The 19,373-nt window shown below is 54.7% G+C and carries 18 protein-coding genes; 12 read left to right on the forward strand and 6 right to left on the reverse strand.

Going from position 1 to position 19,373, the window contains the following annotated elements; genetic code table 11:
• Positions 1-18 precede the first annotated feature (18 nt).
• Positions 19-1,017 carry a class 1 fructose-bisphosphatase gene (fbp, locus tag OGY10_RS06355; RefSeq protein WP_003830390.1) on the reverse strand — a complete coding sequence of 333 codons (999 nt, stop codon included), beginning with the start codon at positions 1,015-1,017 and terminating at the stop codon, positions 19-21.
• A 175-nt stretch (positions 1,018-1,192) separates the two neighbouring features.
• Here fbp and mpl point away from each other — a divergent pair, with 175 nt between their 5' ends.
• Positions 1,193-2,569, forward strand: a complete 1,377-nt coding sequence (mpl, locus tag OGY10_RS06360; RefSeq protein ID WP_003830388.1) for a UDP-N-acetylmuramate:L-alanyl-gamma-D-glutamyl-meso-diaminopimelate ligase — start codon at positions 1,193-1,195, stop codon at positions 2,567-2,569.
• A 99-nt stretch (positions 2,570-2,668) separates the two neighbouring features.
• Here mpl and yjgA read toward each other — a convergent pair whose 3' ends face one another.
• A complete protein-coding gene (gene yjgA, locus OGY10_RS06365; protein WP_008786039.1) occupies positions 2,669-3,220 on the reverse strand; it encodes a ribosome biogenesis factor YjgA in 552 nt (183 codons plus the stop codon).
• A gap of 95 nt (positions 3,221-3,315) precedes the next feature.
• Here yjgA and pmbA point away from each other — a divergent pair, with 95 nt between their 5' ends.
• The 11 genes from pmbA (at position 3,316) to OGY10_RS06420 (ending at position 12,899) form a co-directional block, all read left to right on the forward strand.
• On the forward strand, positions 3,316-4,668 hold the full coding sequence (gene pmbA / locus OGY10_RS06370) for a metalloprotease PmbA (RefSeq protein WP_003830385.1): 1,353 nt from the start codon (positions 3,316-3,318) through the stop codon (positions 4,666-4,668).
• Positions 4,669-4,754: 86 nt separating this feature from the next.
• Complete coding sequence (gene cybC / locus OGY10_RS06375; protein ID WP_003025756.1) at positions 4,755-5,141, forward strand: cytochrome b562; 387 nt, start codon at positions 4,755-4,757, stop codon at positions 5,139-5,141.
• Positions 5,142-5,473: 332 nt separating this feature from the next.
• Positions 5,474-5,782, forward strand: a complete 309-nt coding sequence (locus OGY10_RS06380; RefSeq protein ID WP_003025758.1) for a glycine dehydrogenase — start codon at positions 5,474-5,476, stop codon at positions 5,780-5,782.
• A gap of 10 nt (positions 5,783-5,792) precedes the next feature.
• Positions 5,793-6,155: an SFCGS family glycine-rich protein gene (locus OGY10_RS06385; protein WP_003830384.1), complete on the forward strand. Its 363-nt coding sequence runs from the start codon at positions 5,793-5,795 to the stop codon at positions 6,153-6,155.
• 2 nt (positions 6,156-6,157) lie between these two features.
• Positions 6,158-6,457 (forward strand): DUF4312 family protein, encoded by a 300-nt coding sequence (locus OGY10_RS06390; protein WP_003025762.1) that lies wholly within the window; start codon positions 6,158-6,160, stop codon positions 6,455-6,457.
• Positions 6,458-6,479: 22 nt separating this feature from the next.
• On the forward strand, positions 6,480-7,256 hold the full coding sequence (locus OGY10_RS06395; RefSeq protein WP_003025764.1) for a DUF4311 domain-containing protein: 777 nt from the start codon (positions 6,480-6,482) through the stop codon (positions 7,254-7,256).
• 11 nt (positions 7,257-7,267) lie between these two features.
• On the forward strand, positions 7,268-7,912 hold the full coding sequence (locus tag OGY10_RS06400; RefSeq protein WP_003830379.1) for a DUF4310 family protein: 645 nt from the start codon (positions 7,268-7,270) through the stop codon (positions 7,910-7,912).
• A gap of 79 nt (positions 7,913-7,991) precedes the next feature.
• A complete protein-coding gene (locus OGY10_RS06405; RefSeq protein WP_186413791.1) occupies positions 7,992-9,125 on the forward strand; it encodes an amidohydrolase/deacetylase family metallohydrolase in 1,134 nt (377 codons plus the stop codon).
• Positions 9,109-10,227, forward strand: a complete 1,119-nt coding sequence (locus OGY10_RS06410) for a DgaE family pyridoxal phosphate-dependent ammonia lyase (protein ID WP_032942188.1) — start codon at positions 9,109-9,111, stop codon at positions 10,225-10,227. The genes OGY10_RS06405 and OGY10_RS06410 overlap by 17 nt, the downstream gene beginning before the upstream one ends.
• On the forward strand, positions 10,224-10,964 hold the full coding sequence (gene dagF, locus OGY10_RS06415; RefSeq protein WP_071446755.1) for a 2-dehydro-3-deoxy-phosphogluconate aldolase: 741 nt from the start codon (positions 10,224-10,226) through the stop codon (positions 10,962-10,964). The genes OGY10_RS06410 and dagF overlap by 4 nt, the downstream gene beginning before the upstream one ends.
• A gap of 21 nt (positions 10,965-10,985) precedes the next feature.
• Entirely contained in the window at positions 10,986-12,899 is a 1,914-nt protein-coding gene (locus OGY10_RS06420) for a BglG family transcription antiterminator (protein ID WP_191238906.1), read from the forward strand.
• Between the two features lie 33 nt (positions 12,900-12,932).
• Here the strand turns inward: OGY10_RS06420 and nrdG are convergent, their stop codons facing one another.
• From nrdG to treB, 4 genes are all read right to left on the reverse strand, one after another.
• Positions 12,933-13,397 (reverse strand): anaerobic ribonucleoside-triphosphate reductase-activating protein, encoded by a 465-nt coding sequence (gene nrdG / locus OGY10_RS06425; RefSeq protein ID WP_048227187.1) that lies wholly within the window; start codon positions 13,395-13,397, stop codon positions 12,933-12,935.
• Between the two features lie 159 nt (positions 13,398-13,556).
• Positions 13,557-15,695, reverse strand: coding sequence for an anaerobic ribonucleoside-triphosphate reductase (nrdD, locus tag OGY10_RS06430; RefSeq protein WP_286576480.1), 2,139 nt, complete (start codon positions 15,693-15,695; stop codon positions 13,557-13,559).
• Positions 15,696-16,103: 408 nt separating this feature from the next.
• The gene (gene treC / locus OGY10_RS06435; RefSeq protein ID WP_286576482.1) at positions 16,104-17,756 is read right to left on the reverse strand and encodes an alpha,alpha-phosphotrehalase; all 1,653 of its coding nucleotides are present in this window, start codon (positions 17,754-17,756) and stop codon (positions 16,104-16,106) included.
• A gap of 49 nt (positions 17,757-17,805) precedes the next feature.
• Positions 17,806-19,224 (reverse strand): PTS trehalose transporter subunit IIBC, encoded by a 1,419-nt coding sequence (gene treB / locus OGY10_RS06440; protein ID WP_286576483.1) that lies wholly within the window; start codon positions 19,222-19,224, stop codon positions 17,806-17,808.
• Positions 19,225-19,373: the final 149 nt, after the last annotated feature.

Consider the following 19,373-nt stretch of genomic DNA (forward strand, 5'->3'; position numbering starts at 1 on the left):
CCGTGCGATGAATGATACTTACGCGTCCGGGAACTCGCGGATAAAGCGTTCTACATCTTCAACCATATGGTCGTTACCCACGAAGAAGGAGCGGCGCTGGTGCAGACTTTCTGGGGTGATATCCAGAATGCGTTCTTTACCATCGCTGGCTTTGCCGCCCGCCTGCTCGGCCAGGAAGGCCATCGGGTTGCATTCATACAGCAGACGCAGTTTCCCTTGCGGGTGGCTGGCGGTGCTTGGGTACAGGTAGATCCCGCCTTTCAGCAGATTGCGATGGAAATCTGCAACCAGAGAGCCAATGTAGCGCGAGGTATACGGGCGCTGGGTTGGCTTATCTTCTTCCTGGCAGAATTTAATGTACTTCTTCACGCCGTTCGGGAATTTGATGTAGTTACCTTCGTTAATGGAGTACGTGCTGCCTTTCGCCGGGAAGCGCATACGTTCCTGGCTGAGGCAGAATACGCCCAGAGAAGGATCGTAAGTGAAGGCATGTACGCCACAGCCGGTGGTATACACCAGCATGGTGGAAGAACCATAAACAACGTAACCTGCAGCAACTTGCTTGTTGCCCGGTTGCAGGAAATCCTCTTCCGTGACCGGTGTGCCGACTGGGGTTACGCGGCGGTAAATAGAGAAAATCGTACCGACAGAGACGTTAACATCGATGTTGGATGAGCCATCCAGCGGATCCATTAGCACAACGTATTTAGCGTGTTCACAGCCTTCAAAGACGACGATTTCATCTTCTTCTTCTGAGGCAATGCCCGCCACAATGTCGCGCGCCTTCAGTGCAGCTTTCAGTTTTTCGTTCGCGAACAGATCGAGTTTTTGCTGAACCTCTCCCTGCACGTTCTCAGCACCGCTGGCACCCAGGATATCGACCAGACCGGCCTTATTGATATCGCGGTGGATGATCTTGGCGCCCAGCTTTATTGCCGACAACAAAGCAGTGAGCTCACCGGTAGCATGAGAAAACTCGTGCTGCTTTTCGACAATAAATTCACCTAACGTTTTCATAACACTTTCCCTGCAATTTATGTGGAGTAAAGCGACCGCAACAATATTAACAAATATTTCCTTTGTTGCGCTTAGGTGAATCGCGCCAGCAAACTGCGGAATATCCTGAAATGCGTTTCTCACTTGCCGGACATGTGCGTAAAATGGCCCCCAGATTAAAAAAGGATAGTGACGTATGCGCATTCATATTTTGGGAATTTGTGGCACTTTCATGGGCGGTCTGGCGATGCTGGCGCGCTCGCTCGGTCATGAAGTAACCGGTTCGGACGCCAATGTGTATCCGCCGATGAGTACCTTACTTGAGAAGCAAGGCATTGATCTGATTCAGGGTTACGATGCCAGCCAGCTCGACCCACAGCCGGACCTGGTGATCATTGGCAATGCCATGACCCGTGGTAATCCGTGCGTGGAAGCGGTGCTGGAAAAGAACATTCCGTACATGTCAGGCCCGCAGTGGCTGCATGACTTTGTCTTGCGCGATCGCTGGGTACTGGCGGTTGCGGGTACGCACGGTAAAACCACCACCGCCGGGATGGCGACCTGGATCCTCGAAGCCTGCGGCTATAAACCTGGCTTTGTGATCGGCGGCGTTCCGGGCAACTTTGAGGTTTCCGCGCGCCTCGGCGAGAGCGACTTCTTCGTGATTGAAGCGGATGAGTACGACTGTGCGTTCTTCGACAAGCGTTCTAAATTCGTACATTACTGCCCGCGCACGCTGATCCTCAATAATCTTGAGTTCGATCACGCGGATATCTTTGACGATCTTAAAGCTATTCAGAAACAGTTCCACCATCTGGTGCGTATCGTGCCGGGCCAGGGACGCATCATCTACCCGGAAAACGACATCAATCTGAAACAGACGATGGCGATGGGCTGCTGGAGCGAACAAGAGCTGGTGGGCGAACAAGGTCACTGGCAGGCGAAAAAACTGACCACCGATGCTTCCGAGTGGGAAGTGTGGCTGGACGGTGAAAAAGTTGGTGAAGTGAAGTGGGGCCTGGTGGGCGAGCACAACATGCACAACGGCCTGATGGCGATTGCAGCCGCGCGTCATGTTGGCGTCGTGCCTGCGGATGCGGCCAATGCATTGGGCTCGTTCATCAACGCTCGTCGCCGTCTTGAGCTGCGCGGTGAAGCCAATGGCGTGACGGTGTATGACGATTTTGCCCATCACCCGACGGCCATTCTGGCAACGCTTGCGGCACTGCGCGGTAAAGTGGGCGGCACGGCGCGCATCATCGCGGTGCTGGAACCTCGCTCGAACACCATGAAAATGGGCCTGTGCAAAGATGACCTGGCGCCGTCGTTAGGGCGTGCAGACGAAGTGTTCCTGCTGCAACCCCCGCACATTCCGTGGCAGGTAGCAGAAGTCGCTGAAGCCTGCGTTCAGCCGGCACACTGGAGCGGCGATGTGGATGCACTGGCAGATATGGTGGTGAAAACCGCACAGCCTGGCGATCACATTCTGGTGATGAGCAACGGCGGGTTTGGCGGTATTCATCAAAAACTGCTGGATGGTCTGGCGAAGAAAGCTCAGGCAGAAGAAGAGTAAAAAAATGCCCGGTGGCGCTACGCTTACCGGGCCTACAACGGATCGTAGGCCGGATAAGGTATTTGCACCGCCATCCGGCACTTTCGGCGGACGAAGAGGTTAGGCCTCGTTTTCCGCCAGTTCACGCAGATACTGGAAGATCTGGCGGGAAGATTTTGGCGGCTTGTTGCCCGCTTTTTCTTTCCTGGCGTTACGCACCAGCGAACGCAGTTGCTGACGGTCGGCGTCAGGCCACAGGTTCATCACTTCTTCGATAGCTTCATCGCTACCGTCAACCATACGGTCACGCAGTTGCTCCAGCTTATGGAAGACAACGACCTGTTGGTTGTGACGGTTTTTCAGCTTGTCCAGCGCCTGACGGATAGGATCAACATCGCGCTGGCGCAACATTTTGCCAATCAGCTGCAGCTGACGACGGCGACCTTCCATCTTAATACGCTGGGCCAGCTCAATCGCGGCACGTAAATCCGCATCGAGCGGGATTTTATCCAGCGCGTTTTTCCCCAGTTTTACCAGTTCCACACCCAGGTGTTTTAACTCCTCGGCGTCACGTTTTATTTCACTTTTACTGACCCAGATAATTTCATCGTCTTCGTCTTCGATGTCATCACCGGGAACGTCGTCGAGCCAGTCTTCGGGCTGCTTAGTCATGTCAGGCTCCTTAAAAAAAGAGGCTAATGTTACCAGTTAAGATGCGCACTGAAAAACGGTTCTCTGTTAGACTTCAGAGAAACTCTCTCTACATTATGGCATTTGCGATGAAAGTAATCTCACAAGTTGAAGCGCAGCGTAAGATTCTGGAAGAAGCAGTCTCGACAGCACTGGAATTAGCGTCAGGTAAGTCGGATGGCGCGGAAGTCGCTGTAAGCAAGACCACGGGTATTAGCGTCAGCACCCGTTATGGTGAAGTGGAGAACGTCGAATTCAATAGCGATGGTGCACTGGGGATTACGGTTTACCACCAGAACCGTAAGGGCAGCGCATCGTCCACCGATTTAAGCCCGCAGGCGATTGCACGCACCGTGCAGGCCGCGCTGGACATTGCACGTTACACTTCGCCGGACCCGTGCGCGGGCGTGGCAGATAAAGAACTGCTGGCCTTTGATGCGCCCGATCTGGACCTGTTCCACCCGGCGGAAGTTTCCCCTGACGAAGCTATCGAACTGGCTGCCCGCGCTGAACAGGCGGCACTACAGGCCGACAAACGCATCACCAATACCGAAGGCGGCAGCTTTAACAGCCACTATGGCATCAAAGTGTTTGGCAACAGCCACGGTATGCTGCAGGGCTACTGCTCCACGCGCCATTCCCTTTCCAGCTGCGTAATTGCAGAAGAAAATGGTGATATGGAGCGTGATTACGCCTACACCATTGGTCGGGCGATGGGCGATCTGCAAACGCCGGAATGGGTGGGGGCAGATTGTGCTCGCCGTACCTTATCTCGCCTGTCTCCGCGTAAGCTGTCCACCATGAAAGCGCCGGTGATTTTCGCCAATGAAGTGGCGACCGGACTGTTCGGACACCTGGTTGGCGCCATTGCGGGCGGCTCGGTGTACCGCAAATCCACCTTCCTGCTCGACTCGCTGGGTAAGCAAATTCTGCCGGAATGGCTGACCATTGAAGAACATCCGCACCTGCTGAAAGGGCTGGCGTCTTCACCGTTCGACAGCGAAGGCGTACGGACCGAACGCCGCGACATTATTAAAGACGGTGTGCTGACTCAGTGGCTGCTGACCAACTATTCCGCACGTAAGCTGGGGCTTAAGAGCACCGGTCATGCAGGCGGGATCCACAACTGGCGAATTCCGGGACAGGGTCTAAGCTTCGAGCAGTTGCTCAAAGAGATGGGCACAGGTCTTGTGGTTACCGAGCTGATGGGACAGGGCGTAAGCGGCATTACCGGCGATTACTCGCGCGGCGCGGCGGGCTTCTGGGTCGAAAACGGTGAAATTCAGTACCCGGTGAGTGAAATTACCATCGCCGGTAACTTAAAAGAGATGTGGCGTAATATCGTCACCGTCGGCAACGATATTGAAACGCGCAGTAATATTCAGTGTGGTTCGGTCCTGTTGCCGGAGATGAAGATCGCCGGGCAATAATATCCGTCATACTTCAAGCTGTGGCGTGAATTATTGAGGGTATCTGGCGTTTGTTTATTTTTGAATAATAAAAAAGGAAGTGAGCAATGCGTAAACACCTGTTAGCGATCGTCGCAGCTTCAACGCTGGTTCTTGGTTCTTCTGCGTTTGCAGCCGATCTTGAAGACGATATGGGGATCCTCAACGACAACCTGAAAATCGTCGAAAAAACGGACAATGCGACTGAACTGAAAGATGCGTTAACCAAAATGCGTGCAGCCGCGCTGGACGCGCAAAAGGGAACGCCGCCGAAGCTGGAAAACAAATCCCCGGACAGCCCGGAGATGAAGGATTTCCGCCACGGCTTTGACACGCTGATCGGTCAGATCGACGGTGCGTTGAAGCTGGCGAACGAAGGTAAAGTTAAAGAGGCGAAAGCCGTTGCGGAAGAGCTGAAAACCACGCGCAACGAAAACCACAAGAAGTTCCGCTAATCTGCGCTATCCGGCCTGCATACCCGTAGGTCGGATACAACACCCCGCTACTGCACGTCCCATAAGTAAACGCTATCCCCATCACATTTTTTCATTTTTATCGCCCATTCATTGTTCGCACTTCCTTCCATTTTTCTGTTCGCTCTTGCGATCTCAATCACATTCTTCCAGTGATAAATCGTGGTTCCAGCTCTTTTTGCGGCACAGATCACTATCGCTGCACACCTTTCCACTTCGAAGTGGAAAACAACTCGCTACAAACTCATAACCTCCGTCGCTAATTTACCCTCAGAGACATTAACGGGGTAAGACGAGTGAATAACGGAGCTGTAATGAATGACATGGGGGAATCGGTGGAACTGGCCGACCGCATGCTGGCGCAGGTGTATGCCTTGCTGCGTGAACGCAACATTATTCCCAACGCCGTACAGGAACAGATGCTGACGTCGCATGTTCGCGCCATGGCGCACCGCTCGGTAACGGGTGAACCCTTACCAGAGGTCGATGCCAGCTTGTTTGATGAAATATCTGCCGAATCAATGGCGCTTGCCCGCGACGTGGTCGCCGAGTTTGGCAATCTTCCTGAGGAAGAGGCCTGGCTGCTGTCGGTGCACTTCGAAGTCGCGAAAGACAACCTTTAAGGAGCAAAAGATGGAACAGATTACCGTAGTGATTGGCGATCGTCTGGGTAAAGGCCAGAAAGTGGCGGCAGGCGTAGAGAAAGCGGGTGGCCGTGCCGTTGTGGTGCCGGGTGTTGCAGCAGATATGAAGCTGGGTGACGTGATGAAAGCGGAAAACGCCACCTTTGGTATCTCGTTTTGCGGCAGCGGTGGTGCGGGTGCGATTACCGCGCAGACCAAATACGGCTACAAGGCGAAATACGGCATGCGCTCGGTCGATGAAGGGGTAACCGCCATCAACGAAGGGTGCAACGTACTGGGATTCGGCTTTATGGACAAAGAAGAGCTCGGCGAGCGCCTGGTGCAGGCGTGGCAAAAGAAACACGGCGCTTAAGCATGAAAGAGCAATTCACCACCACGGTGAGAGTCACGGGTAAGGGCGAGACCAAAGCTCGCGCCTTTGCCGATGCCCTGAACCACGTTCAGGCTGCGGTGATGAAAGCGTCGCCGCATATCTTACTGCGTATTGAGCCACAGGATGTGCAGGTTGTTCAAGCGCGTGAATCGGTGCGTAAAGAGGCGTTTTTATTCCTCTTTTTGCGCCGGGAAAGACGCACTTTCAGCGTGGAGCTGGACGTGACCGTCAACGTGACTGCCATCAATCTCGACAAGGTGGATTTCGTTACGCAACGCTGATTTTCTATTAAAAGGCATAATTATGTTCCTGATAATATTAATAAAATCGCTCATCATCGGCGCGTTGGTTGGCGTTGGTGTCGGCGCTGGGGCTGCACGCATGTTTCATGCGCCTACCACTCAAGGGATGGGCGCGTTTCGTACTCTGGGAGAACTGAATTCCTGCGAAGGGGATCCGGCTTCTCACTTCTCGTTCGGCCTGGGTTTCTTCTTTAACGCCTGGGCTTCCTCTGTTGCGGCGGGGGCGTTCACGCAGGACGTCGACCATCGCATCATCCCCAACTGGGGCGCCGCCGCGCTGATGATTAAAAATCGCAACGTCGGTGAAACGCTGCACGACCCCAAACGCATGGCAATTGCCTGCGGCGTTATCGGGATGATCGTGGTGACCTTCCTGAACCTCACCGCATCATCCGTACCGGAAGCGTTGCAGGTTACCGCCGTCAAGGTGCTGGTGCCCGCGGCTAACCTGCTGGTTAACACCGTGATGCCAGTAATCTTCTGGCTGGCGGCGATTGACGCCGGTAAGAAATCTGGCTTCTGGGCCACCGTTTTTGGCGGCGCGGCGCAGCTGATCATGGGTAACGCCGTTCCGGGTCTGGTTCTCGGCATTCTGATCGGCAAAGGTGTTGAAGAGAGCGGCTGGAACCACGTCACTAAAGTGATGATGGTGGCTATCGTCGCGCTGTTTGTCCTGAGCGGCTTCTTCCGTGGCTTCGACATGAAGATGATCGAATCCTTCCATCTGACCGTGCCTAACTGGCTCGAACTTATCCACAACTCGCTCAGCGGCAAATAACGGAGGTCATCATGGAACAGAATAAAGGTTTTTGGTTCGCTGACTGGTCGTTCCCGATCTTCGTGGGCCTGCTCTCCTCTGGCGTGTTTGCCGGAACACACATGTACTACCTGTACGGTATTGGCGCATTTAACGAAGTGGCTTTTGTGGCGATGCTGAAGGCGGGAATGGATACCGGCTCCTACGGAGCGGTGGCGGCATTTGGCGCAAGCTTCCTGTTTGCCCGCATCATTGAAGGTTCGCTGGTGGGGATTTTGGATATCGGCGGGGCGATTCAAACCGGGGTTGGGTTAGGTGTTCCGGCGCTGCTGCTGGGCGCGGGCATTATCTTCCCGGTCGCCAACTTCGCCGCCTCGCTGGTCACCGGTCTGGTGATTGGTCTGGCGATTGGCTACATCATCATTCTGGCGCGTAAGTTCACCATCAACCAGAGCGACTCGACCTACGGTGCGGACGTCATGATGGGGGCCGGTAACGCCTCCGGACGCTTCCTCGGACCGTTGATTATCCTCAGCGCGATGACGGCTTCTATTCCTATCGGAATCGGTTCTCTGGCAGGCGCGCTGCTGTTTTACCTGTGGCAAAAACCGATTACCGGCGGGGCGATCCTCGGCGCAATGATCCTCGGGTCTATTTTCCCGATTGCCATTAGTTGATGGTGTGTCGTTGTAGGCCGGATAAGGCGCAGCCGCCATCCGGCCTACACGACCGCCCCCATTTCAACAGGAGAGAGACATGTTTGATTTACTCCTGCGCCGTGCGCGCCTCGTTGACGATACGGTGAGCGATATTGCGCTCAAAGACGGCAAGATCGCGGCGTTGGGTGACGTTGATGGCCCGGCGCTGAAAACCATCGAGCTGGGCGGTGAGTGCTACGTCAGCGCAGGCTGGATTGACTCCCACGTTCATTGCTACCCGAAATCCCCGATTTACCACGACCAGCCGGATAGCGTTGGTATTGCGACCGGCGTCACTACCGTAGTGGATGCGGGCAGCACCGGAGCGGATGACATCGACGATTTTTACACCCTGACCCGGGAAGCTGCCACCGAAGTGTACGCGTTGCTGAATATCTCCCGCGTTGGGCTTATTGCCCAGAACGAGCTGGCCAACATGGCCAATATTGACGCTGATGCGGTGCGAGAGGCGGTGAAACGCCACCCTGATTTTATCGTCGGTCTGAAGGCACGTATGAGCAGCAGCGTAGTCGGTGAAAATGGCATCACGCCGCTGGATCGCGCCAAAGCGATGCAAGCGCAGAACGGTGACCTGCCGCTGATGGTGCACATCGGCAACAACCCGCCGGACCTGGATGAGATCGCCGAGCGCCTGAGCGCGGGTGACATCATTACCCACTGTTACAACGGTAAGCCGAATCGCATTCTGACGCCGCAAGGTGAGCTACGGGCGTCAGTGACGCGGGCGATTTCACGCGGCGTGCGTCTGGACGTTGGGCATGGCACCGCCAGCCTGAGCTTTGCGGTGGCAAAACGCGCTATCGAACTGGGTATTTTGCCGCACACCATTAGCTCCGATATTTACTGTCGTAACCGTATCAGCGGCCCGGTGCATTCCCTGGCGAATGTGATGTCGAAATTCCTCGCCATTGGGATGTCGCTTCCGCAGGTCATTGAATGCGTTACCGCCAATGCCGCCGATGGTCTGCGCCTGAAACAGAAGGGGCGGCTGCAGATCGGTCTGGATGCCGATTTAACCCTCTTTACGCTTAAGCGCCAGCCAACCGTGCTGGTAGATGCAGAAAACGACAGCCTGCAGGCTGAACAACTGCTGGTGCCGCTTGCCGCAATACGTGCGGGCAAGGGCTATATGACCGAACAAGGGAGCGCGGAACATGCCTTCGATTTTTGAGAAATACGATTTAAAACAGGTGATTAATACCTCCGGCCGCATGACGGCGCTCGGCGTTTCCACGCCGCGACCAGAAGTGGTTGAAGCCGCGATGGCGGGGATGAACCAATATTTCGAGATGAAAGACCTGGTCAATAAAACCGGCGACTACATCGCGAAATTACTGGAAGTGGAAGGGGCAACGGTTGTCTCTTGCGCCTCGGCCGGGATCGCCCTGTCGGTGGCTGGCGTATTGGTTAAAGACAGCGACTGGCTGCTGGAGAACCTGCACGTCACGCCCATCGAGAACAACGAAATCGTGCTGCCCAGAGGTCACAACGTCAACTTTGGCGCACCGGTGGGCACCATGGTAGCGCTTGGCGGCGGCAAGTTAGTGGAAGCCGGTTATGCCAACGAATGTTCCGCGGCACAGCTGGCGGCGGCCATTACACCGCGTACGGCGGCCATTCTGTATATCAAATCTCACCACTGCGTCCAGAAAAGTATGCTCAGCGTGGAGCAGGCTGCGGTGGTGGCGCGTACGCATAATCTGCCGCTGATAGTGGACGCGGCGGCGGAAGAGGATTTGCAGTGCTACTACCGGGTTGGTGCAGATCTGGTGATTTATAGCGGCGCCAAGGCGATAGAAGGACCAACCAGCGGTCTGGTGATTGGTAAAACCCAATACGTTGAGTGGGTGAAGCGCCAGACGGCGGGGATTGGCCGGGCGATGAAGGTGGGCAAAGAGGGAATTCTTGGACTGACCTGCGCCATCGAACTGTATCTGAACGCGCAGAAAGAGAGCGGCGCGGAGATGGTCGAGAAAATGACGCCGTTCATTAATGCCTTGAACCAGCTTAACGGCGTGAGCGCCCGCGTGGTGTGGGATAGTGCAGGGCGCGACATCGCACGCACGGAAATTAAGTTTGATGAAGCGGTAACCGGGATCGCTACGGGGGAACTGGTCGACGCGCTGAAACAGGGGGAGTACGCGATTTACTTCCGTGGTTACAAAGCCAATGAAGGCATTATCGAAGCCGATGTGCGCAGCGTCGATCGCGCGCAGCTGGAGATTGTGGCCCGTCGAATTGGTGAAGTGATTTCGCAGGAGAAAAACGCATGAAACTGACCCCTAACTTTTATCGCGACCGCGTCTGTCTGAACGTACTGGCAGGCTCCAAAGAAAATGCCCGGGATATTTATGCGGCGGCGGAAGGACACGTGCTGGTTGGCGTGTTGTCAAAAAATTACCCGGATGTCGCAAGCGCGGTAGCGGATATGCGTGAATACGCGGCCCTTATCGACAATGCGCTCTCCGTGGGGCTGGGGGCGGGCGATCCTAACCAGTCGGCGATGGTCAGTGAAATCTCTCGTCAGGTGCAGCCACAGCATGTCAATCAGGTCTTTACCGGCGTGGCCACCAGTCGCGCGCTGCTGGGTCAGCAGGAGACAGTGGTCAATGGTCTGGTCTCGCCAACCGGCACGCCGGGCAGGGTGAAAATCTCCACTGGTCCGCTAAGCAGCCAGTCGCCGGACGGTATTGTGCCGGTAGAAACCGCGATTGCGCTGCTCAAAGACATGGGCGGTAGCTCAATTAAATACTTCCCGATGGGCGGCCTGAAATGCCGTGACGAGTACATTGCGGTCGCGCAGGCCTGCGCCCGTCATGACTTCTGGCTGGAGCCAACCGGCGGTATCGATCTGGATAATTTCACTGAAATCCTGCAAATTGCCCTCGATGCCGGAGTGAGTAAAATCATTCCTCACATCTATAGTTCGATTATTGATAAGGTGAGTGGTAACACTCGTCCGGACGACGTACGCCAGCTGATGGCGATGACCCGGGCCTGCGTAGGCTAACTGACTGATGAGGAAACTGACGTGCGATTCCCCAACCAACGTTTAGCACAGCTGTTTGCCATGTTGCAAAACGAAGCGCTTCCACAGGACGAGCTGGCGCAGCGGTTGTCGGTTTCCACACGCACCGTACGGGCGGATATCACCGCGCTAAACGCGCTGCTCACCCAGTATGGCGCACAGTTTGTCCTCAGCCGGGGTAATGGATATCAGCTCAAAATTGACGACCCGGCAAGCTTTCACACCCTGCAAACGCAGCAGCCCAATACGTTGCTGCGCATCCCACGCACCAGCCAGGAACGGATACACTGGCTGGTGGTACGTTTTCTGACATCGGCTTTCTCACTGAAGCTGGAAGATTTAGCTGATGAATGGTTTATCAGCCGAGCGACGCTGCAAAACGATATGGCTGAGGTGCGCGAGCATCTGCAACGTTATCATCTGACGCTGGAAACGCGTCCCCGTCACGGCATGAAGCTGTTCGGCAGCGAAATGGCGATCCGCGCCTGTTTGACCGATCTGCTGTGGACGCTGGCGCAGCAGGATCCGCAGCATCCGTTAGTGACGCAAGAAGCGCTGAATGCGGGGCTTCCTGAACAGTTGCAACCTGTTTTGCAGGACATTTTTGCCCGTTTCCATATTCGTCTGACCGATGAGGGCGAGCTGTTTTTACGCTTGTACTGCGCGGTGGCGGTACGGCGGATTAGCGAAGGATATCCACTCCCGGATTTTGCCGCAGAAGAAGCCGATCAATCGGTGTGCCTGGCCACGCGGGAAATCGCGGCGGTACTGCACCGCCTGGCAGACAAACCGCTTTCCGTTTCCGAAGAAAACTGGCTACAGGTGCATATTGCTGCCCGCCAGGTTCAGGAGATCGCGCCCAGTGCTATCAATGCGGATGATGACGAAGCGTTGGTCAATTACATCCTGCGTTTTATCAACACCCAGTACAACTACAACCTGTTGAATGATAAACAGTTGCATGCTGACCTGCTGACGCATATTAAGACGATGATCACCCGGGTGCGTTACCAGATAATGATCCCCAATCCGTTGTTGGAAAATATTAAACAGCACTACCCCATGGCGTGGGACATGACGCTGGCCGCCGTCTCTGGATGGGGAAAATATACGCCGTACACCATCAGTGAAAATGAGATTGGCTTCCTCGTGCTGCATATTGGCGTCGGGCTGGAGCGTAGTTACAACATCGGTTACCAGAGGCAGCCGAAGGTTCTGCTGGTATGCGATGCCGGAAATGCGATGGCGCGGATGATTGAAGCGGTACTGGCGCGTAAGTATCCGCAGATAGAGATCGTCGATACCGTAACGCTTCGTGACTACGAACAGCGGGAAAGCATCAGCGAAGATTTTGTCATCTCAACCGCGCGGATTGGTGAAAAAGATAAGCCGATGGTGATGATTGCGCCATTCCCTACCGATTATCAGCTGGAGCAGATTGGCAAACTGGTGCTGGTCGACAGAACCCGTCCGTGGATGTTGAACAAATTCTTCGATGCCGCCCATTTTCGTGTGATTGACGAGTCAATGGATCAACAAACGTTGTTCAAAACCTTATGCCGTCAGTTGCAGGATGAAGGTTTTGTCGATGCGGAGTTTCTTGATTCGGTGGTTGAGCGTGAGGCCATCGTCAGCACCATGCTGGGTGACAGCATTGCCTTGCCGCACGCCCTTGGTCTGCTGGCAAAGAAAACGGTGGTCTACACCATCCTCGCCCCACAGGGTATCGCCTGGGGCGATGAAACGGCCCACGTGATCTTCTTGCTCGCCATCAGCAAGAGTGAATACGAAGAGGCGATGGCTATCTACGATATCTTCGTCACCTTCCTGCGCGAACGCGCGATGACGCGACTCTGCGCGTGCCGGAATTTCACCGAGTTCAAAGCGGTTGCGATGGAGTGTGTGAGCCGTTTTTGAGAGGCGGATAACAGAATGTTTACCGCCTGAAAGTTAACGCAAATGATGTACAACCTGGTTGCTGCTACCGCGCCAGATCAGCGCCGGGTCTTTAAGATCCTGCACAAATTTACCATCGACCAGCACGTTGATGAGATCCACCACCTGCATTTGTGCGGCGTTGAGTTCATCAAGCTTGTAGCCGGTCCACACCCAGATATCTTTCCCCGGACACTCAGCGTGAATACGCTGTACCAGTTGCAGGATATCCGGCACGTTTTGCGGATGCAGCGGATCGCCGCCGGACAGCGAAATACCCTGGCGAGGGATTCGCGTGTCGTTCAGATCGGCAATGATCTTGTCTTCCATCTCTTTGGTAAACGGCTGGCCGGAATTGAGTCGCCAGGTGCTTTTGTTATAGCAGCCAGGGCATTCATGCACGCATCCCGACACAAACAAGGTGCAGCGAGTGCCGGGGCCGTTGACGATATCGACAGGATAGTATTGATGGTATCGCATTTTCGCTTCTCAATTGACGCCATTACTGCGTTGTCTGCGCTCGCTCACCCGGGTCACTTACTTATGTAAGCTCCCCGGGATTCGCTTGCTTGCCGCCTTGTCCTGGCGCCAATTGCTTTGCGAAAAGCGTCACATCGCCAGGCAATAATACTGTCGAAATTAACCGATCTGCCCATTACCTAAATGCTTAACGCGGCGCTTCACTTCTTCCTGCTTACCGGCGTTAAACGGACGAGCGTCCGGGCTGCCTAAATAACCGCATACGCGGCGGGTGACCGACACGCGCGCGGCGTCGTGGTTACCACATTTCGGGCAGGTAAAGCCTTTGCTGGTGCACTCGAACTCACCGGTAAAGCCGCACTCGTAGCATTCATCGATTGGCGTGTTGGTCCCGTAATACGGCACGTGCTGATAGCTGTAATCCCAGACGTCTTCCAGTGCTTTCAGGTTGTGCTGAATGTTCGGGTACTCGCCGTAGCAAATGAAACCTCCGTTCGCCAGCGGCGGGTACGGCGCTTCGAAATCGATCTTGTCGTACGGGTTAACCTTTTTCTCCACGTCGAGGTGGAAGCTGTTGGTGTAGTAACCTTTGTCGGTAACACCCGGCACCACGCCAAACTCGGCGGTATCCAGACGGCAGAAACGATCGCACAGGTTTTCACTTGGTGTACTGTACAGACTGAAGCCGTAGCCGGTTTCGTCTTTCCACTGATCGACCGCCTGACGCAGACGTTCCACAATGGTGATAGCTTTAGCGCGAAGCTGCTCGCTGTCGTACAAGTGTTTGTCGCCAAACAGCGCGTTGATGGTTTCGTGAATGCCAATGTAACCCAGAGAAATCGATGCGCGGCCGTTTTTAAAGATTTCTGACACGTCATCGTCTGCTTTCAGACGCACGCCGCAGGCCCCTTCCATATACAGGATTGGTGCAACGCGGGCCTTCACGCCTTCCAGACGCGCAATGCGGGTCATCAGCGCTTTACGCGCCAGGATCAGACGGTCGTCGAGCAGTTTCCAGAAGGTGGTTTCATCGCCATGAGCTTCCAGCGCGATACGCGGCAGGTTAAGGCTGATAACGCCGAGGTTGTTACGGCCATCGTGGACCTGTTCGCCGTTCTCGTTTTCCCATACGCCCAGGAAGCTGCGGCAGCCCATCGGCGTTTTGAAGGAGCCGGTCACTTTAACCACCTGATCGTAGTTCAGGATATCCGGATACATACGCTTGCTCGCGCACTCCAGCGCCAGCTGCTTGATGTCATAGTTCGGATCGCCAAACTTGTGGTTCAGACCGTCACGAATCGCAAACACCAGTTTCGGGAACACGGCGGTTTTACGATTTTTACCCAGGCCGGCAATGCGGTTATGCAGAATGGACTGCTGGATCAAACGCGATTCCCAGCTGGTTCCCAGGCCGAAACCGAAGGTGACGAACGGCGTCTGACCGTTGGCGGTATGCAGGGTATTCACTTCATACTCAAGGGACTGGAATGCGTCGTAGCACTCTTTCTCGGTACGGGAATGCGCATAACCGTCGGCATCTGGGATCTGCCACTCTTCAGCGGTTTTGCGATGCTTATTAAAGCTCTCGGTCACGAACGGTGCGAGAACTTCGTCAATACGGTTAATGGTGGTACCGCCATAAATATGACTGGCAACCTGCGCGATAATTTGCGCGGTGACGGCCGTCGCGGTGGAGATGGATTTTGGCGGCTCAATCTCCGCGTTACCCATCTTAAAGCCCTGCGTCAGCATACCTTTCAGGTCGATCAGCATGCAGTTAAACATTGGGAAGAACGGAGAGTAGTCGAGATCGTGATAGTGAATATCACCACGCTCGTGCGCCTGGACGACATCACGCGGCAACAGGTGTTGACGCGCATAGTGTTTGGCGACGATACCGGCCAGCAGGTCGCGCTGGGTCGGGATCACTTTGCTGTCTTTGTTGGCGTTTTCGTTCAGCAGAGCAGAGTTGGTTTGCTCAACCAGACCACGAATTTCCTGGTTCAGACGGCCACGTTTTTCACGCTGTATATCACGGTCGTGGCGATATTCGATGTACGCACGGGCGAGTTGTTTGTACGGACCAGACATCAGCTGGTTTTCAACCGCTGTCTGGATCTCGTTGATATCGACCTGGCTGCGCTCATTCATCTGGCTACTAACGACTTCTGCGACGGTGGCACAGTAATCTGCGTCATCGACTCCCGCTGCTTTAGCTGCACGCAGAATGGCTTCTTTGATGCGCTCTGATTTAAACGGCACTTTACAGCCATCTCGTTTCATCACATGCGGTGTCATGATCACTCCATATTTATAAGAACAGGTTATCCACAGAGGTTGGAGAAGCGGCCATGGCTTTATTCATCTATCTGGCCAATGACTTCCCGCAATCCTGACCCACTTTATCCACAATTCCACCGTTAAACGGTGCACTGTAGTTGTAGCAATTGTAGTCGATTAATACAACATATTGGGTCGGCGTGCATTTTAAGTTCTATATGTAGTGATTTGCATCAAGGATGTTTACGATTTATTTGATGTAGCGCAAAGTAAAAATCGGAGCGTACAGATGACGGGCAGTACAGCGATTGTAAATTGTGGGCAGAAAATTCTGATTAATTATTCAACAAAAACAGGAAGCTAAGCTAAGCGTATGTAGCAACGCCCGGTAGCGCTATGCGTACCGGGCCTGAACATAATTGCAAGCTATTTTTGCAACCACCAGACGGCCTCAAAAGGACGCAGTGTCATGTCCCCAGGTTGGCTGGCAACCTCGGCATAGTTGTGCATCAGCACCTGCCAGTTTCCGTCGGTCTGGGATGGCTGCCAGCTCTGGAAGGTATCGCTTAGATTGGCAATGACCAGCAGCCGCTGCCCTTGCCACTCTCGTTGATAGCACCACAGATGCGGGCTGTCCGGTAGCAGATCCTGGTAGTCGCCCCAGGTGATAACCGGCTCCGCTTTGCGCAAGGCGATCAGCTTCTGATAGGTGTAGAACACCGAGTCGGTATCGTTCAGTGCTGCCGCCACGTTGATGTCTGTTGCGTTGTCACACAGATTGATCCACGGCTCGCCAGGGGTGAAGCCCGCGTGTTTGCTGGCATCCCATTGCATCGGTGTGCGGCTGTTATCGCGTGATTTACTGGCGAGGATCGCCAGCAGTTCTTGCGCATCGCGTCCCTGGCCGTTCAACTCGGCAAACATGTTATGGCTTTCCACATCGCGATAATCGGTAATCTGGCGGAAATGCGGGTTGGTCATGCCAATCTCTTCACCCTGGTAGATGTAGGGGGTGCCCTGCATGCCATGCAGCACCATCGCCAGCATTTTGGCCGACGGAACGCGGTATTTACCTTCATCGCCAAAACGCGACACGATGCGCGGCTGATCGTGGTTACACCAGAACAGCGCGTTCCATGCCTGATTGTGCATGCCCTGCTGCCAGTGGCGGAACAGGGCTTTTAGCGCCACATAATCGGGTTTTGCTAACGTCCACTTCTCACCGTTGGGGTAATCTACTTTCAGGTGGTGGAAGTTAAAGGTCATCGACAGTTCACTACCATCTTGTGCGGCGTACTGCTGGCAATGTTCAAGCGTAGTGGAAGACATTTCGCCCACCGTCATCAGGTTGCGTGGGGTAAAAACATCGCGGTTCATCTCACGCAAAAATTCATGCGCGCGTGGGCCGTCGGTATAAAAACGCCGTCCATCGCCGTCGGGATCGTTCGGGAAGTCCTGGTCTTTAGAGATAAGATTCACCACGTCGAGGCGCAATCCGTCCACACCGCGATCGGCCCAAAACTCGCATACTTTCTTAAGCTCGGCGCGGACCGCTGGGTTTTCCCAATTCAGGTCGGCTTGCTCCGGAGCAAAGAGGTGCAGATAGTGCTGCTCGCTTTCGGCGTGCCAGCCCCAGGCGTTGCCGCCAAACTTGGAGCGCCAGTTATTTGGCGGGCAGTCTGGCGTGCCGTCGCGCCAGAAATAAAACTGACGATACGGGCTGTTTTTATCCAGCGCTTCACGAAACCAGGCGTGCTGGGTTGAGGTGTGGTTAAACACCATGTCGAGAATAATACGGATGCCGCGCGCTTTCGCCTGCGCCACCAGTTCATCAAAGTCTTCCAGCGTGCCGTAGGCCGGATCGACAGACGTGTAGTCTGCGACGTCGTAACCGTTATCAACCTGCGGCGAAATATAGAACGGCGTCAGCCAGATGGCATCAACGCCCAGCTTTTGCAGATAGTCGAGGCGCTGCGTCACGCCGCGTAAATCTCCGGTGCCGCTGCCAGTGGTGTCCTGAAAACTCTTGGGGTAAACCTGATAGATAACGCCGTTTTGCCACCAGTGGGGAATAGTCATGGTTGTTTCCTGGAAATACGCTGGGGCGCAACTGCGCCCCGAAGAAAAGTTAGACAATCTGTAATGTGCCCAGACGGTGTTTACGCTGGTAAACGAGTGAGGTCAGTATCATTGGGATGACAATCGCAATGACCATCGCCATACCAAAGACCTGCCAGTAAGTCGGCTGGATGGAGAGGATGCCCGGCAAACCGCCGACGCCAATCCCGTTCGCCAGCACACCGTTCAGGCCGCACAGCAGTCCGGCGAGACCGGAGCCGATCATCGCGCACAGCATTGGGAAGCGGTATTTCAGGTTGATCCCGTACATCGCTGGTTCAGTTACCCCGAGATAGGCGGAGATCGCGGCAGGAACGGAAATTTCACGTTCGTTGTGTTTGCGACTGGAGATAATGATCCCGACCACCGCAGAGGCCTGAGCGATATTCGACAGTGCGATCAGTGGCCATACCGGCGTACCGCCCATGCTCTGAATCATCTGCATGTCGATAGCCAGCGTGGTCTGATGCACACCGGTGATCACCAGCGGGGCGTACAGGAAGCCGAACAGCGCCGCGCCAATCGGAGCAAAACTGCCGGTCAGCAGATGACGGACCGCAAACGCGACACCGTCGCCAATCATGCGGCCAAATGGACCGATAAAGGCATGCGCAAGGAATACCGCAAGGATCAGCGAGCACACCGGGACGATCACCAGATACAGGTAATCCGGGACGATGCGCTTCATGCGTGTTTCAATAAACCCGAGCGCCAGCCCGGCCAACAGTGCCGGAATGACCTGCGCCTGGTAGCCCACTTTCTCAATGCTGAACAGGCCGAAGTTCCACACGTCCGGCACCTGCTGACCGAGCAAATAGGCGTTCATCAGTTGCGGAGAAACCAGGGTCACGCCCAGCACAATACCGAGGATCGGCGTACCGCCCATTTTCTTCACCACCGACCAACAAATCCCGACCGGCAAATAGAAGAAGATCGCTTCGCCAATCAGCCACAGGAAGTCATAGAGGGTTTTCAGCGAAGGATGCATCTGCGCCAGCGTCTGCCCGTTACTCATGGGCAGATCGCCGATCACGTTACGGAAACCTAAGATCAGGCCGCCGCTTATCAGCGCTGGCAGCAGCGGGAAGAAGATCTCCGCGAAGTGAGAAATCAGCTGCTCGTGCCACTTCATGTTCTGCCGCGCCGCTTTCTTTGCCTGCTCTTTGTCGGCACTGGCTTGTCCGGTGGTCGCCAACAGCGCTTTGTAGTAATCGCCCACCTCGGTGCCAATTACCACCTGAAACTGCCCGGCGTTGGTGAAGCAGCCTTTGACCATTGGCAACAATTCGATCTCTTTCGGTCTGGCGTTTGCAGGCTGATTCAGCACAAAACGCAGGCGAGTAATGCAGTGACTCACCGTAGCGATATTGTCGCGCCCGCCAACCAGCTCAATCAGCCGGTCGATGTCTGCTTGTTTTATTTTGCTCATGATGGTGTGTGTTCCCCGTAGACCGGAAAAGACGCTGTTGCGTCGTCATTCGGCAACTCTCTCGTTGTTGGCGCCAGAGTATATCTTCGATGAATATTTAAAAATGGGAACGTTCCCGAAACGCAGCGAAGATCACAAATTAATGCTCA

Source organism: Citrobacter sp. Cpo148, assembly GCF_030332375.1.
GTDB classification, from domain to species: domain Bacteria; phylum Pseudomonadota; class Gammaproteobacteria; order Enterobacterales; family Enterobacteriaceae; genus Citrobacter; species Citrobacter portucalensis.

Bases quoted from the DNA above. Each gene is read 5' to 3' on its own strand.
- fbp (WP_003830390.1), bottom strand. From the start codon at position 1,017: ATGAAAACGTTAGGTGAATTTATTGTCGAAAAGCAGCACGAGTTTTCT.
- mpl (WP_003830388.1), top strand. From the start codon at position 1,193: ATGCGCATTCATATTTTGGGAATTTGTGGCACTTTCATGGGCGGTCTG.
- yjgA (WP_008786039.1), bottom strand. From the start codon at position 3,220: ATGACTAAGCAGCCCGAAGACTGGCTCGACGACGTTCCCGGTGATGAC.
- pmbA (WP_003830385.1), top strand. From the start codon at position 3,316: ATGGCATTTGCGATGAAAGTAATCTCACAAGTTGAAGCGCAGCGTAAG.
- cybC (WP_003025756.1), top strand. From the start codon at position 4,755: ATGCGTAAACACCTGTTAGCGATCGTCGCAGCTTCAACGCTGGTTCTT.
- OGY10_RS06380 (WP_003025758.1), top strand. From the start codon at position 5,474: ATGAATGACATGGGGGAATCGGTGGAACTGGCCGACCGCATGCTGGCG.
- OGY10_RS06385 (WP_003830384.1), top strand. From the start codon at position 5,793: ATGGAACAGATTACCGTAGTGATTGGCGATCGTCTGGGTAAAGGCCAG.
- OGY10_RS06390 (WP_003025762.1), top strand. From the start codon at position 6,158: ATGAAAGAGCAATTCACCACCACGGTGAGAGTCACGGGTAAGGGCGAG.
- OGY10_RS06395 (WP_003025764.1), top strand. From the start codon at position 6,480: ATGTTCCTGATAATATTAATAAAATCGCTCATCATCGGCGCGTTGGTT.
- OGY10_RS06400 (WP_003830379.1), top strand. From the start codon at position 7,268: ATGGAACAGAATAAAGGTTTTTGGTTCGCTGACTGGTCGTTCCCGATC.
- OGY10_RS06405 (WP_186413791.1), top strand. From the start codon at position 7,992: ATGTTTGATTTACTCCTGCGCCGTGCGCGCCTCGTTGACGATACGGTG.
- OGY10_RS06410 (WP_032942188.1), top strand. From the start codon at position 9,109: ATGCCTTCGATTTTTGAGAAATACGATTTAAAACAGGTGATTAATACC.
- dagF (WP_071446755.1), top strand. From the start codon at position 10,224: ATGAAACTGACCCCTAACTTTTATCGCGACCGCGTCTGTCTGAACGTA.
- nrdG (WP_048227187.1), bottom strand. From the start codon at position 13,397: ATGCGATACCATCAATACTATCCTGTCGATATCGTCAACGGCCCCGGC.
- nrdD (WP_286576480.1), bottom strand. From the start codon at position 15,695: ATGACACCGCATGTGATGAAACGAGATGGCTGTAAAGTGCCGTTTAAA.
- treC (WP_286576482.1), bottom strand. From the start codon at position 17,756: ATGACTATTCCCCACTGGTGGCAAAACGGCGTTATCTATCAGGTTTAC.
- treB (WP_286576483.1), bottom strand. From the start codon at position 19,224: ATGAGCAAAATAAAACAAGCAGACATCGACCGGCTGATTGAGCTGGTT.